16 protein-coding genes are annotated in these 17180 nt (G+C 71.2%); 5 read left to right on the top strand and 11 right to left on the bottom strand.

Going from position 1 to position 17180, the window contains the following annotated elements:
* The 7 genes from HF999_RS19465 to HF999_RS19495 form a co-directional block, all read right to left on the bottom strand.
* Window positions 1–1003, bottom strand: a 1003-nt coding sequence (locus tag HF999_RS19465) for a DUF222 domain-containing protein (protein WP_168547471.1), incomplete at its 3' end; no start/stop codon positions are given.
* Window positions 1004–1106: 103 nt separating this feature from the next.
* The gene (locus tag HF999_RS19470; RefSeq protein WP_168547472.1) at window positions 1107–1538 is read right to left on the bottom strand and encodes a PPOX class F420-dependent oxidoreductase; all 432 of its coding nucleotides are present in this window, start codon (window positions 1536–1538) and stop codon (window positions 1107–1109) included.
* A 43-nt stretch (window positions 1539–1581) separates the two neighbouring features.
* Window positions 1582–1872 (bottom strand): DUF1330 domain-containing protein, encoded by a 291-nt coding sequence (locus HF999_RS19475; protein ID WP_168547473.1) that lies wholly within the window; start codon window positions 1870–1872, stop codon window positions 1582–1584.
* A 53-nt stretch (window positions 1873–1925) separates the two neighbouring features.
* On the bottom strand, window positions 1926–3404 hold the full coding sequence (locus HF999_RS19480; RefSeq protein WP_168547474.1) for a precorrin-2 C(20)-methyltransferase: 1479 nt from the start codon (window positions 3402–3404) through the stop codon (window positions 1926–1928).
* Window positions 3401–4036, bottom strand: coding sequence for a precorrin-8X methylmutase (locus tag HF999_RS19485; RefSeq protein WP_168547475.1), 636 nt, complete (start codon window positions 4034–4036; stop codon window positions 3401–3403). Before HF999_RS19485 ends, HF999_RS19480 begins: the two co-directional genes overlap by 4 nt.
* Window positions 4037–4045: 9 nt before the next feature.
* Window positions 4046–5113 (bottom strand): ferredoxin-like domain-containing protein, encoded by a 1068-nt coding sequence (locus HF999_RS19490; RefSeq protein WP_312854211.1) that lies wholly within the window; start codon window positions 5111–5113, stop codon window positions 4046–4048.
* Window positions 5110–6177: a beta-ketoacyl-ACP synthase III gene (locus HF999_RS19495; RefSeq protein ID WP_168547477.1), complete on the bottom strand. Its 1068-nt coding sequence runs from the start codon at window positions 6175–6177 to the stop codon at window positions 5110–5112. The genes HF999_RS19490 and HF999_RS19495 overlap by 4 nt, the downstream gene beginning before the upstream one ends.
* A 172-nt stretch (window positions 6178–6349) precedes the next feature.
* Between HF999_RS19495 and HF999_RS19500 the strand changes: the two genes are divergently transcribed.
* A complete protein-coding gene (locus HF999_RS19500) occupies window positions 6350–6967 on the top strand; it encodes a TetR/AcrR family transcriptional regulator (RefSeq protein WP_168547478.1) in 618 nt (205 codons plus the stop codon).
* Window positions 6964–7440, top strand: a complete 477-nt coding sequence (locus HF999_RS19505) for an FAS1-like dehydratase domain-containing protein (RefSeq protein WP_168547479.1) — start codon at window positions 6964–6966, stop codon at window positions 7438–7440. The genes HF999_RS19500 and HF999_RS19505 overlap by 4 nt, the downstream gene beginning before the upstream one ends.
* Before the next feature lie 4 nt (window positions 7441–7444).
* Here the strand turns inward: HF999_RS19505 and HF999_RS19510 are convergent, their stop codons facing one another.
* The 4 genes from HF999_RS19510 to HF999_RS19525 are packed head-to-tail and all read right to left on the bottom strand — an operon-like array spanning window position 7445 to window position 11986.
* A complete protein-coding gene (locus tag HF999_RS19510; protein ID WP_168547480.1) occupies window positions 7445–8110 on the bottom strand; it encodes a LutC/YkgG family protein in 666 nt (221 codons plus the stop codon).
* Complete coding sequence (locus HF999_RS19515; RefSeq protein ID WP_168547481.1) at window positions 8107–9597, bottom strand: LutB/LldF family L-lactate oxidation iron-sulfur protein; 1491 nt, start codon at window positions 9595–9597, stop codon at window positions 8107–8109. Before HF999_RS19515 ends, HF999_RS19510 begins: the two co-directional genes overlap by 4 nt.
* The gene (locus HF999_RS19520) at window positions 9594–10334 is read right to left on the bottom strand and encodes a (Fe-S)-binding protein (RefSeq protein WP_168547482.1); all 741 of its coding nucleotides are present in this window, start codon (window positions 10332–10334) and stop codon (window positions 9594–9596) included. Before HF999_RS19520 ends, HF999_RS19515 begins: the two co-directional genes overlap by 4 nt.
* Complete coding sequence (locus HF999_RS19525; RefSeq protein WP_210733981.1) at window positions 10331–11986, bottom strand: L-lactate permease; 1656 nt, start codon at window positions 11984–11986, stop codon at window positions 10331–10333. The genes HF999_RS19520 and HF999_RS19525 overlap by 4 nt, the downstream gene beginning before the upstream one ends.
* Window positions 11987–12151: 165 nt before the next feature.
* Between HF999_RS19525 and HF999_RS19530 the strand changes: the two genes are divergently transcribed.
* The 3 genes from HF999_RS19530 to HF999_RS19540 all read left to right on the top strand — a co-directional run bounded on the left by HF999_RS19530 (window position 12152) and on the right by HF999_RS19540 (window position 17174).
* On the top strand, window positions 12152–12934 hold the full coding sequence (locus tag HF999_RS19530) for a FadR/GntR family transcriptional regulator (protein ID WP_168547484.1): 783 nt from the start codon (window positions 12152–12154) through the stop codon (window positions 12932–12934).
* A 10-nt stretch (window positions 12935–12944) separates the two neighbouring features.
* Entirely contained in the window at window positions 12945–16523 is a 3579-nt protein-coding gene (cobN, locus tag HF999_RS19535) for a cobaltochelatase subunit CobN (protein ID WP_168547485.1), read from the top strand.
* 117 nt (window positions 16524–16640) lie between these two features.
* A complete protein-coding gene (locus tag HF999_RS19540; RefSeq protein ID WP_168547486.1) occupies window positions 16641–17174 on the top strand; it encodes an FxsA family protein in 534 nt (177 codons plus the stop codon).
* The last annotated feature ends 6 nt before the right edge of the window (window positions 17175–17180 follow it).

The following is a 17180-nucleotide window of genomic DNA, read 5'->3' on the forward strand; positions in this document are numbered from 1 at the left end:
CGAGGTCGCGGGCGTGTTGCGCGGTGATGGGCCCGTGGCCGACGAGGTAGCCGGGGGCGTCGTCCTGCCCGGTGCGGGTGGTTTCGTTGATCACGACGTGGATGAGGGTGCGGTAGCGGGTGACCACAGCGTCGGCGGTGCCGTGGGCGGTGGCGCGTTGTTCGTGGTGGCTGCAGCCGGGGTGTTCGCACTGGCAGCCGAGGGTGCGCAAGCCCTGGACGAGGGCGAGGAGTCCGTCTGCTCGCCGTTGGGCGATGGTCCGCGGGTCGTGCTCGCAGACGGTGTCGGCGATGTCGTCGACCCGTGTCGAGATCTCGAGTGCGTCCTCGGCGGGGAGTAGGGCGTAGGCGGAGGCCATGCCGTCGTCGTCGGCTTTGAAGACGATGGTGCGGTCCTCGCGGGCCCGTTTACGGCGTTTCTCGGCGGCGTGCGGGTCGATGCCTTGCACGATCTTGTCGGCTGCTTCCCGGACGGCGGGGATCGCCACGAGTTCGAGGGGGTCGCGGGCCAGCCGTTCGGCGATCCGTTGGTCGAAGACACGGGCTTGTTCACCGGTCAGGACACGGCTGCGGCGCAGTGCCTCCTGCCCGGCGCGGATGGAGATGGTGTTGTCCCCGATGAGGGTGAACACGTGGGGGAGGCGTTCGACGAGGCCGACGGCCTCGGTCAGCGCGCGGTCCGCCGCGTCGGGGCCCAGGCGCAGCCCGGTGGCGACCTGCGCGTTGAGGGCGATCTCCCGCAGGCGTAGGTCTTTGCGGCGGGCGAGTAGTTCCCGGTCGGTGGCATCGGCGGCGGGTAGCTGCAGGTATTCGGCTTCCGCGTCGGCGTAGACGGTGCGGTAGAGGCTGTAGAGGGTGGTGACCGTGCGGCAGAAGGTGAGGTTCTCGCACCGTCGTTGTTCGAACAACAGGTTCGCGGTCTGCTCCCGGAACCCGGCGGCGTCGTTGAGCCCCGGAGGCATCAGATGCCCCGGTAACTCACGTAATCCGACGGGGAGGGTCATGAGTCCATGATACGCCCGAATGGGCGAATCGACCATACGGTTCGAACAACGATTTCGATGCCCGCACCTCCCGCACCTCCCGCGGATCCCGCGGTCGGGCGGGTCAGCGGAGCTGGGCGCCGTACACGTGTGTGACCGTCAGAACCAGCAGTACCCGACGGTCCGCGATCATGACGGCCCGGTACTCGTCCCAGTCGGGGTGCTCGCCGGCACCGCGGCGGTAGTAGTCGACGAGGGCGTCCACCTCCGGGCCGTTCGGGTCGGTGCCCGGGCCGATGAGCTCGGCGGTGCCCTCCGCGGTGGCCCAGGTGTAACCGTCGTCGCTGGTGAACTCGACTGCGGCGCGCGGGTCCCGCCGCAGGTTCGCCTCCTTGGCCCGGCCCGCGGCCATCGACACCAGGATCCGGTCGGCGTCCGCGTCGTACACCGTCGTCACGGGCGAGAGCTGGGGCATGCCACCGGCACGGAGGGTCGCGAGGACCCCGATCCGGCAGGCGGCGATCAGGGCGCGGGGGTCGAACTCGGTCGAAGCCATGCGTCGTGCAACGCCGCCACCGCAGCCGCTGTTCCTACGGGCGTCAGGAGCCCTCGCAGATCCGGATCTCCCGGACCGCCCCGTCGCCCAGGGCCGCGAGCGCCTCCTGGTAGGCGGGGGAGTCGTGGGTGGCGATGGCCTGCTCGAGGCTGTCGAACTCGATCACGGTGGTGCGTTCGATCTTTCCCGCCTCGTATGCGACGGCCGCCTGGCCGCGCACGACGAACCGGCCTCCGCCCGCCACGATGGCGGGGCCGCCGATCGCGGAGTACGCCGCCATCTTCTCGGGATCCTTGATCTCCTGGTAGAACGCGATCCAGTACGCCTTCGCCATGCTCACTCCTCGTCGACAGGTGGCCTCACCCACCAAGATTAGTACCGGCCCCGTCAGTACCTGCGGGGCGTGTGCACGATCCGGCCGGCGGCGCGCTCGGTGACCTCGGTGCGCGAGGACCCGACGATGAGCAGGCAGCGCATGTCGACCTGCTCGGGGTCCAGATCACCGAGACTCGTCACCGTCAGCGTCTCCTCCGGCGATCCGACGGCGCGGCCGATCACCACGACGGTCTCGGGTGCGCGGACCTCGAGCAGGATCTCGCGCATCCGGACCAGTTGCTCGCGCCGGGTCTTCGAGGCCGGGTTGTACACGGCGAGAGCGAGATCGGCGCTCGCGACGGCGCGCAGCCGCTGCTCGATGACCTCCCAGGGCTTGAGGTAGTCCGACAGCGAGATCGCGGCGTAGTCGTGGCCCAGCGGAGCGCCGACGCGGCTCGCGACGGCGTTCGCTGCGGTCATCCCGGGCAGGACGCGCACGCGCACGTCATGGAACTCGCGATCCGCGGCGACCTCCGCGACGGCGGAGGCCATCGCGAAGACCCCGGGGTCGCCGGAGCTCACCACCGCCACCCGGGCGCCGTTCGCGGCCAATGACAACGCATGCCGGGCGCGCTCCGCCTCGACCCGGTTGTCGGACGCGTGCACCCGCTGGCCGGGGCGCGGTCGCACCCGGTCCGTGTAGGTCTGGTAGCCGACGATGTCCGTGGCTTCGGCCAGTTCGTGCCGCACCTCCGGGGTGGTCCAGGCCTCGTCGCCGGGGCCCAGGCCCACGACGACCACCTCACCGCGCGCGTCCGACGGGGCCGTGGGCGCGTTGATCCGCCCGGGCACGAGCACCGTGGCGAAGTACGGCACGTCGGCGGCACTGACGTCACCGAGCGCGAGAACCCGCTCGTCGGCGCGGCTCGCGCGCTCGACGTACCAGGCCGTGTCGGCGCGACCGGCGGCGTGCAGCGCACCGTCGACGGTGGGGAAAGTCCGCCCGAGCTTCATGATCGCGGCGGCGTCGGTATCGGCGAGCCGGCGGCGGAGCTCGGGCTCGGGCAGGGTCCCGGGCAGCACGGTGAGTACCTCGTCTGCCTCCACGAGCGGCACGCCCGTCGCCGCCGCGGCGGCGCTCACCGAGGTCACGCCGGGCACGATGAGGCACTCGAACCTGTCCCGGAGCCGCTTGTGCATGTGCATGTAGGAGCTGTAGAACATCGGGTCGCCCTCGGCGAGCAGCGCGACGGTGCGACCCGCCGCGAGGTGCTCGGCGAGCTGCTCGGCCGCCGCCGCGTAGAAGTCGTCGAGCGCACCGCGGTAGCCGCCCGGATGATCGGTGTTCTCCGTGGTCACCGGATACACGAGCCGGATCTCGGTCTGGCCTTCGCGCAGGTAGGGTTCCGCGGACGCCCGCGCATTCGAACGTCCGTGGCGGGCACTGTGATAGGCCACCACATCGGCCTCGCCGATGATCCGCGCGGCCTTGACGGTGAGCAGTTCCGGGTCGCCGGGGCCCACACCCAGTCCGTACAGGATGCCCGTCACAGTTCCTCCTCCCGCGCCAGCGCGTTGAGCGCGGCCGCCGTGATCGCGCTGCCGCCGCGTCGGCCCAGCACGGTGATGTACTCGACGCCGAGTCCCGCCGCCTCGGCGACCAGCGCGTCCTTGGATTCGGCGGCGCCGATGAAACCGACCGGGATCCCCACCACCACCGCGGGTCTCGGGGCTCCCGCGGCCAGCAGATCCAGCAGGTGGAACAGGGCCGTCGGGGCGTTCCCGATGGCGACCACGGCACCGTCGAGCTTCCGACCCCAGAGCTGGACGGCCGCGGCGCTGCGCGTCGTGCCGAGTTCGGCGGCCAGGTCCGGCACGCGCGGGTCGCGCAGCAGGCAGACGACCTCGTTGTCGACGGGCAGGCGCGCGCGGGTCACGCCGTGCGCCACCATGTTCGCGTCGGTGAGGATGGGGGCACCGGAGCGGAGGGCGGCGCGGCCGGCCGCGACTGCGCGGGCGGAGACACGGATGTCGGCGGCGAGATCGGTCTGGCCCGCGGCGTGGATCATGCGGACCGCCACGGTCTCCGCGTCGCCGGACAGGTCCGAGAGGTCGGACTCCGCGCGGATCGTGGCGAACGACCGCCGATAGATCTCGGCGCCGTCGGTGAGGTAGTCGTGCACCCGGGCAGCCTAGTCGTCGGCCCCGTCGCGCACGACCACCCGTCGGTGTTCGCCCGACGGTGCGCCGCACCCGCGTTCGCAGGCCACGACGTGGACGCGCTCGTCGGTGCCGATCGTTTTCGCCAACTCCGCGGCGTGTCCCAGCGCGTCGCCCTGCGCCCGTGCGCACCCGTGATCGCCTACGCACGCGCTGACCCGCAGCAGCGGGGAGTTCGCGTCGAAGATCAGGCCCATCGGGGCGAGAACGCGCACCACGGTCTCGGCCGCGCCCTCGTCGAGCCCGTGCAGGAACAGCGTGCGCCAGGGCGTCACGGTGATCGGGTGGTCGACCGCCGCCACGAACCGGGCGGTGCGAGCGTCGAGGCGGCCGAGCGGCACACCGGCGCCCAGCGCGACGGTCCCGTCGGGCCGGTCGAACCAGCCCACCGGCGGTGCGGACTGCGGCTCCGGCACGTCCCGCGGGCCGGTCACCCGGCCACCCAGCTCCCGGGCGATGCGCTCGGCACCGTCGGGCAGGTCCCGGACCCGCCATTCGTCGGTGCGCAGGTCGAGGAAGGCCTGCGCGGCGTCCAGGAGGTGCGCGACGGTGGCGGGCAGGTCGGTCGGGTGGCCGTCGAGATGCACCACCCCGCCGCGGAGCTCTGCGTCCGCGGCCAGCGCGGCGACATCGTGAGTCCCGTCGTCGAGGGCGAACAGGAAGCGGCCCGGCAGATCGGCCAGTTCCGCGGTGCCCTGCAGCCGCGTGTCGAGCTGGGTGACGAGCGCGTCCACCCCGGAGCCCGCCAGGGGGGAGGCGACGATGTTGCGGACCCGCTCGTGGGTCGCCGACGGCAGCAGGCCCACCGCGTGCAGTCGCTCGCGAGCGTCCTCCTGGTCGATCACGCCGCGCAGCTGAACATTGCCGCGCGAGGTCAGCTCGAGCGCGTTCTCCCCGGAGAGTTCCGCGAGTTCCTCCAGCGCGGCGGGGGAGATCCGCCCGCCGGGCAGGCGAACCCGCACGAGCGCACCGTCGGCCGCGGGGTGCGGTCGCAGGACGCCCGGGCAGGAGTCGGGCTGCTTCGACGGCAGGGCGATCAGTCCTCGACGTACACCGGGGGCAGCGTGATGACATGGCCGGCGTAGGCCAGCCCGGAGCCGAAGGCCATCACGAGCGCGGTCTGACCGGGCTTCGCCTTGCCGGTGCGCAGCAGTTCCTCGATGGCGAGCGGGATGGACGCGGCCGACGTGTTGCCGGTGGTCACGATGTCCTCGGCGATCACGCAGTCCTCGCGCAGCTCGAGCGCCTTGATGAGGACCTGGGTGATGCGCAGATTGGCCTGGTGCGGCACGAAGACGTCGATGTCCTTCGACGTGAGACCGGCCAGCTTGAGCGCCTCCTGGCAGGCGGGCAGCAGCGCGGTGGCGGCCCAGCGGAAGACCTTGCGGCCCTCCATGCGAAGGAACGGGCGCACCGGCGCCTCCGTCCCCGCGGTGTCGTCCCGGAACGCGTGCACCTCGTCGAAGTAGGTGCCGAAGTCCTTGTCCTGGTAGATCGCGGTGGTGAACTCGCCGTCGGCGCCCCACGACACCTGGGAGACGCCCACCTCCTCGGACGGCCCGAGCACCGCGGCACCGGCACCGTCGGCGAAGATGAACGCGCAGGTGCGGTCCTCGGGCGAGATCAGGTCCGACAGGCGCTCGACGCCCACGACCACGACGTACTTCGCGGTGCCCGCGCGGATCAGGTCGGTGCCGACGGCCGCGGCGGTGGTGAAACCCGAGCAGCCGGCGGTGATGTCGAAGGCGGGGATCCCGACCTTGCCGAGCGCCTTGGCGATCTGCGGCGCGAGCGAGGGGCCCAGCTCCAGGCGGGTGTTGGTGGCGGCGATGACGCAGTCGATCTGCTCCGGGTCGATGCCGGAGGCCCGCACGGCGCGCTCGGCGGCCTTGACCGACATCTCGAGGATGGTCTCGTCGTCCTCGGCGAAGTGCCGCGACTCGATGCCCGACCGGGTCTTGATCCACTCGTCGCTGGACTCGATCTTGTCGACGATCTCGGAGTTCGGCACGACGCGCCGCGGACGGTAGGCGCCGATTCCCAGGTAGCTGACGTTCGACTGCTCAGCGGGGGCGGGAGGGGCGATCCGGGCGGGGGCGGTCATGCGTGTGTGACTCCGTTCGAGGGGGGGTTGCAAGGGGTGAACCATTCGGTTCACCGACCCGTCATTGGTAACATGAACCGAGCGGTTCAAACAAGCGCCGCCACACCGCGTGGCAACATTCGTCAACGGCGATTCGTTGTTCACTTCGCACCCGGAGGAGAGATCGCGCCCGATGTCGACCGCCCCGAAGCCGCGCCCGCGTCCCCGGGTCCGCCTCGTCAACACCGCCTTGAACCTGGTGGGCCGCCACGGCTTCGCGGACGCCGGGCTGGCCGAGTTGACGGCGCAGTCGCAGGCCTCGAAGAACTCCCTCTACCAGTACTTCCCGGGCGGTAAGGCGGAGCTCGTGGAAGCCTCCACGTCACTCGCCGGCCGGCGGCTGTTGCGGTACATCGACGCCGCCACCAGCAAGGGGGAGCCGCACGAGTGGATCGGCCGGTTCATAGAGCTGTGGAAGCGCGTGCTCGTGCGCTCCGAGTTCCAGGTCGGGTGCCCGCTCCTCGCGGCCGCGCTCGCCGACGGTGCGCCCCGGGTCCAGGACGCGGCCACCGCCGCGTACACCGAATGCGAACGCCGCTTCGCCACGGCACTCGTGGATTACGGCGTGGAGCAGCAGGCCGCGCTGGTCTTCGCATCGGTGTTCATGAGCTCGATCGAGGGCGCCGTCGCCCGTGCCCGGGCCGCCCGAGACATCTACCCGCTCACGGACGTCTACCTGTCCATGACCGCGCTGCTCGACCTGACGATGGCCCGTCCGGATGCGGTACGGGGCGCTACAGTCGCCGAATGACGCGCGACGACTACACCCTGTGGCTCGACGACTGCTACGCGGTCGACTCCGAGGGGGTGCGGGCCTACGCGCGGGCCACCAGGTCGCCGCACGTGCCCTACTCGAGCAGTCGGGTGGTCGCGCACGACACGCCCGTGCCGCCGCTCATCGTCGCCGACCCGGTGTTCAAGGCGGCCGCGAAGCTCATGGCCGATGCGGTCGACGACTTCGACCTGAGCCGGGTGCTCCACGTGGCGCAGACCGTGCGGCAGCTGGTGCCGCTCCGCATCGGTGACGTGGTCTCCCTCGGCGCGCGGATCACCGACCGGATCACCAAGGCGGGCATCGATCTGTTCGAGGTCGACTGCGTCGTGGCCACCGCCGACGGGGTCCGGATCGAGACGGCCAGCACCGTCGCCTACGCCGCCGACGCCGACGTGCCCGACATCGGGGCCGCGTCCGCGGCGGTGATCATGCACGGCGCCGTGCTCTGAGCGCTCACTCGACGATCACCACCACGAGCGTGCGCGGGCCGTGCACCCCCTCCACCCGGTCCAACTCGATGTCGCTGGTCGCGCTGGGCCCGCTGATCCAGGTCAGCGGCCGCACGTGCGCACCGCTCGCGCGCAGCGCGGCCACCGCGGCGGGGACGTCGTCGACGATCTGATCCGTGCGCACGATGCACACGTGCACATCGGGGACGAGCGACACGGCGCGCCGCCCCTGGCCCGGACCGTGATCGAGCACGATGGTCCCGGTGTTGGCGATCCCGACGGTGGCGGTGGTCACCACCGCCGCGACCGCATCGAGCCGGTCCGGCGCGAGGAGGTCGTCGGCCACCCACGGGACCGGGCCGGGCACCAGCTCCCGGACCACGTCGTCACCCAGCACGCCCGACGGTCCGCCGTCGCTCGCGCCGCCGTCGTCGATGAACCGTGCGAGGGCGGCGCGCACCGTCGGGCCGAGGTCCGCCGCGGCGCACCGTCGGACCTCCGCGCGGTAGTCGGCCACCCGTTCCGCGAACCGGTCGACGACGCCCAGCTCTCCGGTCCCCACGGGACGCCCGTAGGTCCAGGGGATCGGGGCCTCCTCGACCGGTGCGTCGGCCACGTCCGCCAGGGCGGTGCGTACCCGGCGCAGGATCTCCTCGCGCGCGCTCGTCATTTCTCCCGCCCCTTCTGCTCGCGGTTCCACCATTGGCGGAAGGTCTCGGTGGGCGGCACGGGGGTGTCGCGCTCGGCGCTCCACCCGCGCATCGGGCCCGGCAGTCTCCCGAAGCTCTCACGGTTGCGGAAGACCTTGCCGCCGAACGTCGCCGCGCGCTGCGCCGCGCGCAGCCGGGCGTCGCTGCCGAACATCCACGAGGCGGCCTTCATCGCCGCGGCCTCGGGGGTGGGAACGCCGCCGCGCCGCTCGTCGACCACCCGCGTGCGCAGGTGGACGAGCAGGTCGGGGATGTCGATCTTCACGGGACAGACGTCGTAGCACGCGCCGCACAGGCTCGAGGCGAAGGGCAGCGACTTGTCGATCTCCGAGGAGGTCCCGCGCAATTGCGGAGTGAGCACCGCCCCGATCGGGCCGGGGTACACCGAGCCGTAGCTGTGGCCGCCGGCGCGCTCGTACACCGGGCATACGTTCAGGCACGCGGAGCAGCGGATGCACCGCAGTGCGGCGCGCCCGACCTGATCGGCGAGGACGTCGGTGCGGTGGTTGTCCACCAGCACGATGTGGACCGCCTCGGGCCCATCGCCGTCCGCCGCGGGTCCGGTCCAGATGGAGGTGTACGGGTTCTCCCGCTCGCCGGTGCTGGAGCGGGGGAGGACCTGCAGGAAGACCTCGAGATCATCGAAGGTGGGCAGGATCTTCTCGATGCCCACCACCGAGATCAGGGTCTTGGGCAGCGTCAGGCACATGCGGCCGTTGCCCTCGGACTCGACGACCACCAGGCCGCCGGTGTCGGCGATGGCGAAGTTCGCGCCGCTGACGGCGACCTCGGCCCGCAGGAACTTCTCGCGCAGGTGCAGTCGGGCGGCCTCGGCGAGCCGCGCGGGATCGTCGGTCAGGTCCTCCGGAGCGGGACGCCCGACCTCCTTCATGCGGCGCAGGAAGATGTCGCGGACCTCGGTGCGATTGCGATGGATGGCGGGCACCAGGATGTGGCTCGGCCAGTCCTCTCCGAGCTGGACGATCAGCTCCGCCAGGTCGGTCTCCCAGGCCGCGATCCCCGCGGCCTCCAGCGCCTCGTTGAGCTCGATCTCCTGCGTGGCCATGGACTTGACCTTGACCACCTCGCGCGAGCCCGTCTGGCGGACCAGATCGACGACGATGCGATCGGCCTCCTCCGCATCGCGCGCCCAGTGCACCACCGCGCCGGCGGCGGTGGCGTTGGCCTCGAACTGCTCGAGGTAGTGGTCGAGGTGCCGCAGAGTGCGGTTCTTGATCGCCTCCGCTGCGTCGCGCAGTTCCTCCCAGTCGTCGAGTTCGCCGACGACGGCCGCCCGCTTACCGCGGATCACGCCCGTCGCGTGCTTGAGATTGCGGCGCAGCGTCGCGTCGGCGAGGGCCTCGTGGGCCGCGACGGGGAACTTCGGCATGCCGACGAACGTGCGGGTCACGCCCACGTGCGGATGTCCGGTCGAGGTTGTGCTCATGCGGGATCCTCCTCGGTCGATGCCAGAATCTCGGCCAGATGCAGGGTGCGGACCCCGGCCTTCTCCAGGGAGAGCAGGCCCCCGATGTGCGCGAGGCACGAGTTGTCGCCGGCGACGAGCACCTGCGCGTCGGTCTCGCGGACGCACGCCGTCTTGTCCATGCCCATGGCCACGGAGACATCGGCGTTCTTCATCGCGAAGGTGCCGCCGAAACCGCAGCACTGATCCGCCGCGGGCAAATCGACGAGGTCGATGCCGCGGACCGCGCGCAGCAGCCGCAGTGGCCGGTCGCCGACGCGCAGCATCCGTAGCGAGTGACAGGTGGGGTGGTAGGTCACGCGGTGGGGGAAGTAGGCCCCCACGTCCGTGACGCCGAGCACGTCGACCAGGAACTCGCTGAGCTCGTACACCCGGGGGGTCAACTCGTCCACGGCACTGCGGAGGCCGCGGTCGCCGGCCCGGTCGGCCAGCGCCGCGTGCTGATGCCGCACCGAGCCCACGCAGGATCCCGACGGTGCCACCACCGCGTCGTACTCGGAGAAGACATCGACGAACCGACGCACCCCCGGGATCGCCTCGTCGGCGTATCCGGTATTGGTGAACATCTGGCCGCAGCACGTCTGGGCCTGCGGGAATTCGACGGTGACGCCGAGCCGCTCGAGCAGCCGGACGACCGCCTTCGGGGTCTCGGGCCACATCGTGTCGTTGAAACAGGTGGCGAACAGCGCGACCCTCATGCGACCACCATCCACGTGAGCTGCGACTGCAGCCCCACCAGTAGACACAGCGCGACGAGCAGTCCGAGACTCCACCAGATCACCTTGCGGAAGATCTCCGCCTCGCGACCGACCATACCGACCGCGGTAGCCGCGATGGCCAGGTTCTGCGGGCTGATCATCTTGCCCACCACACCGCCCGAGGTGTTGGCGGCCACGAGCAGGGTGGGCGAGATGCCGGTCGTCTGGCCCGCCGCCTGCTGCAGGGTCGCGAACAGGGCGTTGGCGCTGGTGTCCGAGCCGGTGACGGCGGTGCCGAGCCAGCCGAGGACCGGGGAGAAGAAGGCGAAGGCGGCGCCCGCGCCGGCGATCCACGTCCCGATGGTGATCGTCTGGCCGGACTGGTTCATCACGTACGCCAGCCCCAGGACCAGCATCACCGTGAGTATCGCCCACCGCATGCGCACCAGGTTGGTCCACCACACGGCGGCCGCCCGCGCGGGCGAGATCCGGTAGACCACCGCGACGACGACGCCGCACAGCAGCAGCACCGTGCCGGGCGAGGAGAGCCAGGAGAGCGTGAAGACGGTGGACGAGGACACCTTGCCCGACGCGGACGCGACCTTCCCGTCCAGGCCGGGCCAGCCGAACCTGAGGTCGGTGCCGGCCATCGCCTTGTTGATCGGATCGATCAGCTTGGTCACGGTGAACGCCGCCACGACCACGAGGTAGGGGAACAGCGCGAGGAACGTGCGGCGCGCCCCGATCGAGCCCTCTGGAGCGCGCTCGCGCACCGCGACGACCCCGTCGTCGGCGCCCCCTCCGACCACGTTCACCCGGCCCTCGGCGATCTCTGCGCGCCGCGCGGTGAGCAGTCGTTCCGTCGCCTCCGCGGTGCCCTGCGGCCGCCAGAAGCGCAGAACGGTCACGGTCACGGCGAGACCCACCAGCGACGCCAGGATGTCGGTGAGCTCGACGGAGACGAAGGTGGACGCGAACCACTGGGTGATGCCGAACGCCACGCCCACGACCGCGGCGATCGGCCACACGTCGCGCAGGCCCCGCTTACCGTCGGCGAGGAACACCAGGAAGGCCGGGACGAAGACGGCGAGCAGCGGTGTCTGGTGCCCGATCTGCGCACCGATGTCGCGATAGTCGATACCCGTCAGCTTGCCGGCCGTGAGGATCGGCAGGGCGATGGCGCCGAAGGCGACCGGCGCCGTGTTCGCCAACAGCACCACCGCCGCGGCACGGAGTGCGGTGAAGCCGACGGCCATGAGCATGACGCCCGTGATGGCGACGGGAGCACCGAATCCGGCGAGCGCTTCGAGCAGGCCGCCGAAGCAGAAGGCGATGATGATCGCCTGGATCCGCGGGTCGTCGGAGATCCGGTCGATCACCAGTCGCAGGTCCTCGAACCGCCCGCTCGTGACGGTGAGTTCGTAGAGCCAGATGGCGCTGATGACGATCCACATGATCGGGAACAGCCCGAAGGCCAGCCCCTGCGTGGCCGACAGTGCGGCGAGGTCGACCGGCATGTCGTAGCAGAGGACCGCGACGGCCAGCGCGACCGCGAGTCCGGCGAGACCGGCGTAGTGGGCCTTCCAGCGCAATGCGCCGAGGGTGATGAAGACCGTGAGCAGCGGCAGTGTGCCGAACAACGCCGACCACATGAGATTGCCCGCGACGGGCGCGAGTTCGGGAACGTACACGTCTCTCCCGGGGATGAGGGGGCTGAGTTTGCGGCAAACCGTTCGTATGGTCTGACCACACGATGAAGATAGGGTGATTGGAGTCACATGTCAAGATCCGATGAACGGCGTGGGAAGCTGGGGACCATGACGCTCGACCCGCAGGACGCCCGCGCAGGCGTGGACAGCACCGGAGCCCCGGAGTGGTCCCCGGTGTCACGCACGCGCACCTATCAGCTGGTCATCAGCGCCATCGAGGAGCAGATCCTGTCCGGCTCCCTGCGCGTGGGCGACGCGCTCCCCGCGGAACGCGACCTGGCCTCGCGACTTCAGGTCAGCCGCCCCGCAGTCCGCGAGGCCCTACGCGTCCTCGAGGCGCAGGGCGTGGTCACGGCAGGAACCGGCAGCGGCCCGAAGGCCGGCACGTTCGTCAGCGCCATGCCCGCCGATGCGCTGAGCCACTTCCTGCGCTTGCACATCGCCCTCACCAATTTCGAGTTCGCGGAGATCGTCGAAGCGCGGGTGCTGCTCGAGCGGTCGTCGGTGTCCCTGGCGGCCCGCGAGACCGATCGCGACGCGCTGGCCCCCGTCCGCGCCGCGATCGACGCGATGGACGCAGCCGGTCCGGACCGCGCCGCGTTCAACGACGCCGACACGGCCTTTCACACGGCCATCGCCGAGGCCTGCGGGAACCGTCTGGTGACGACGGTGACGGTGGCGATCCGCAACGCCCTGCGTGCGGGGATCCTCGCCGCGTTCGAGGAGATCGACGACTGGCCGGAGCTGACGGCGGTGCTCCAGCGCGAGCACCGCGCGATCCTGGACGCCATCGAGGCGGGGGATGCCGACCGGGCGGCCGACCTCTCCGAGGCACACATCCGCGGGGCGTACCGCCGCCTGCCCGGCCTCCATGCGAGGACCGTGACATAGGGTCGCCTACATGATCCTGCTGCTCTCCACCTCCGACACCGATCTGTTGAGTGCCAAGGCGAGCGGCGCCGACTACCGGTGGGCGAATCCGGCCCGTATCAGCGTCGACCTCGACCTCCCCGGCCTGCTCGACGGTGCCGATATCGTGCTCGTCCGCATCCTCGGCGGCCGCCGGTACTGGGAGAACGGCCTCGACGCGCTCGCGGCCAGTGGGAAGCCGGTGGTCGTGGTCTCGGGGGAGCAGGCGCCCGACGCCGATCTGATGGAGGCCTCGACGGTGGCCGCCGGCGTCGCCACGCAGGCGCACGCCTACCTGGCCGAGGGCGGTCCCGAGAATCTGGCGCAGCTGTACAACTTCCTCTCGGACACCGTCCTGCTGGCCGGTGAGGGCTTCGAGCCGCCGGTGACCGCGCCGCAGTGGGGAATCGTGCCCCGCCCCACCGGCCCCGCCGGACCGCGCGTGGGCGTGCTCTACTACCGGGCCCAGCACCTGGCCGGCAACACCGCCTACATCGATGCGCTGGCCGCGGCGATCGAGTCGCGCGGCGGCACGGCCGTACCGATCTTCTGCGCCTCCCTGCGCGCCGCCGACGACGCCCTGTTCACCGAACTCGCGACCCTCGACGCGCTGGTCGTCACGGTCCTCGCCGCGGGCGGGGTCAACGCGGCGGGCGCCGCCGCGGGCGGCGACGACGAGTCGTGGGACGTGGGCCGGCTCGCAGCGCTCGACGTCCCGATCCTGCAGGCGCTGGCGCTCACCACCTCCCGCGAGCAGTGGGCGTCCAGCGATGACGGACTCAGCCCGCTCGACGTGGCGACGCAGGTCGCGATCCCGGAGTTCGACGGCCGCATCATCACCGTGCCCTTCTCCTTCAAGGAGATCGGCGACGACGGCCTCCCGTCGTACGTGCCGGACGCCGAGCGTGCCGGCCGGGTCGCGGGTCTCGCGCTGCGCCACGCTCGACTGCGTTCGATCCCGAACGCGGACAAGCGGATCGCGCTCATGCTGTCGGCGTACCCGACGAAGCACGCCCGGATCGGCAACGCCGTCGGCCTGGACACGCCGCAGTCGGCGCTGGAGCTGATCCGCCGGCTCGCGGACGCGGGCTACGACATCGGCGCACCGTCGGACATCCCGGGCTTGGAGGCAAACGACTCCGACGCGTTCATCCACGCCGTCATCGCCCGGGGCGGCCAGGACCCCGACTGGCTCTCCGACGAACGGCTCGACGGGAGCGAGGTCACCGTCGACCCCGAGACCTACCGCGCCTGGTTCGCCACGCTCCCACAGCAACTGCGCGACGCGGTGACCGAGCACTGGGGTCAGGCGCCGGGCGGACTGTTCACGACGGGCTCCGGCGACATCGCGATCGCCGCGCTGCGATTCGGGAACCTCACGGTGATGGTGCAGCCGCCCCGCGGCTTCGGCGAGAATCCCGTCGCCATCTACCACGACCCGGACCTGCCGCCCAGCCATCACTATCTGGCGAGCTACCGCTGGGTCGCCGACCGCGAGCACGGCTTCGGCGCCGACGCGGTGATCCACCTCGGCAAGCACGGCAACCTCGAGTGGCTGCCCGGCAAGACCCTCGGCATGTCCGCCGCGTGCGGCACCGACGCCGCCCTCGGCGACCTGCCGCTGATCTACCCCTTCCTCGTCAACGACCCGGGGGAGGGCACGCAGGCCAAGCGTCGCGCCCACGCCGTGCTCGTCGACCACCTCATCCCGCCGATGGCGCGCGCCGAGAGCTACGGCGACATCGCCCGGCTCGAGCAGCACCTGGACGAGTACGCCAATGTCGCGAGCCTGGACCCGGCGAAACTGCCGATGATCCGGCAGCAGATCTGGACCCTGCTGCAGGCCGCGAAACTCGACCACGACCTGGGGCTGACCGACCAGCCCGACGAGGACTCGTTCGATGACATGATCCTGCACGTCGACGGCTGGCTGTGCGAGATCAAGGACGTCCAGATCCGCGACGGCCTGCACATCCTGGGGCAGGCACCCACGGACGAGGTCGAGACGGATCTCGTGCTGGCGATGTTGCGGGCCAAGCAGATGTGGGCGGGCGCGGTGCACACGCCCGGCCTGCGCGAGGCCCTGGGGCTCGACGAGGACACGGTGGGCGGGGCCGATTCCCGGGCGAAGACCGACGAGTTCGAGGCCCGCGCCCGCGAACTGGTGGTCGCCGCCGCGGCGGTCGACTGGGCACCGTCGGCCATGGCGGCCCTGACGGACGACCCGGCCGTGGCGAAGATCCTGGACTTCGCGGCCACCGAGATCGTGCCGCGCCTGCGCCGCACGGGCGACGAGATCGAGAACGTGCTGCGGGCGCTCAGCGGCGGCTTCGTGCCCGCCGGGCCGTCGGGTTCGCCGCTGCGGGGCCTGATCAACGTGCTGCCGACGGGGCGGAACTTCTACTCGGTGGATCCGAAGGCCGTGCCCTCACGGCTCGCGTGGGCGACGGGACAGGAGCTCGCCTCGTCGTTGGTCGAGCGGTACCACGCCGAGCACGGGGAGTACCCGCGGTCCGTCGGACTGTCGGTGTGGGGCACCTCCGCGATGCGGACCGCCGGCGACGACATCGCCGAGGTGCTGGCGCTGCTCGGCGTCACGCCGGTGTGGGACGAGCAGTCCCGCCGGGTCTCCGGCCTGGAGGTGATCGGTCTGGAGGAGCTGGGGCGTCCGCGGATCGACGTCACGGTCCGGATCTCGGGCTTCTTCCGCGACGCCTTCCCGCACGTCGTGGCCATGCTCGACGACGCCGTCCAGCTGGTGGCTCAGCTCAACGAGCCGGACGAGTCCAATTTCGTCGCCGCGCACACCCGTGCCGCGCTCGCGGACCACGGGGATGCCCGGCGCGCGACGACGCGCGTCTTCGGGTCCAAGCCCGGCACGTACGGCGCGGGCCTGCTGCAGCTGATCGACTCGAAGAACTGGCGCACCGATGCCGATCTCGCCGAGGTCTACACGGCGTGGGGCGGGTACGCCTACGGGCGCGGGCTCGACGGTGCGCCGGCGGCGGACGACATGCGGGCGGCGTACCGTCGGATCGCGGTGGCGGCCAAGAACATCGACACGCGTGAGCACGACATCGCCGACTCCGACGACTACTTCCAGTACCACGGCGGCATGGTCGCGACGGTCCGCCACCTGACCGGTTCCGACCCCGAGGCGTACGTCGGCGACTCGACGCGGCCCGACTCCGTGCGCACCCGCACGCTCAGCGAGGAGACCAACCGCGTCTTCCGCGCCCGCGTCGTGAACCCGCGCTGGATGGCGGCGATGCGCCGGCACGGCTACAAGGGCGCCTTCGAGATGGCCGCGACGGTGGACTACCTGTTCGGCTTCGACGCCACCGCCGGCGTCATGGCGGACTGGATGTACGACAAGCTCACCGAGAACTACGTGCTCGATCCGGAGAACCGCAAGTTCATGGAGGAGTCCAACCCGTGGGCGTTGCACGGCATCGCCGAGCGGCTCCTCGAGGCCTCCCAGCGCGAGTTGTGGAAGCAGCCCGACCCGCAGCTCCTCGCCGAGCTGCAGCAGGTCTACCTGGAGACCGAGGGCGACCTCGAGGACCGCTGACCCCCCTTTCGAATTGAACACCGTTATGGAGAACTCGACCTGCAGGTTCTCCCTCCATAACGGTGTTCGATTCGGGGAGGCGGGGAACTTTCGGACACCTCCGCCCGTTGTCCGAGCATGAAGCTCTTCGCGTTCCTGACCTACATCGTCGTGGAGATCGCGGCGTTCGCCGGGCTGGTGGCCTGGCTGAATTTCGGCTGGGCCCTGCTGGTGATGATCGCCGCCACGGCCATCGGTGTACTCATGCTGCGGCGCACCGCCGCGGGCGTACTGCGCGACCTGGGGGAGGCGCTCGACGGTCAGCGCTCCGCCGGGCCCGCGCTGATGGACACCGCGATCCTCGCGGCCGCGGTCTTCCTCCTCGCCGTGCCCGGCGTCGTCAGCACCGCACTCGGCCTGCTCCTGCTGGTCAAGCCGGTCCGCGCGCTCGTCCGCCCCGCCGTCGCCTATGTCGGCGCCAAGCGGGTCGCCTCGTTCGTCGAGGATTCCGGCCTGATCACCGTGCTCGCCGGGCAGCCCCGCGGCTACGGCACCGTCGTCGACGGTGACGTGGTGTCCGGCCCGGCGCGCGCCACCGGCCCGATCGTCGACGTGACCGGCCCGGCCGGCCCCGGCCCCCGGCCCGGATTCCGCGAACTGCCGCCCGCGTAGCAGACT

Source organism: Tsukamurella spumae (assembly GCF_012396015.1).
GTDB lineage: Bacteria > Actinomycetota > Actinomycetes > Mycobacteriales > Mycobacteriaceae > Tsukamurella > Tsukamurella spumae.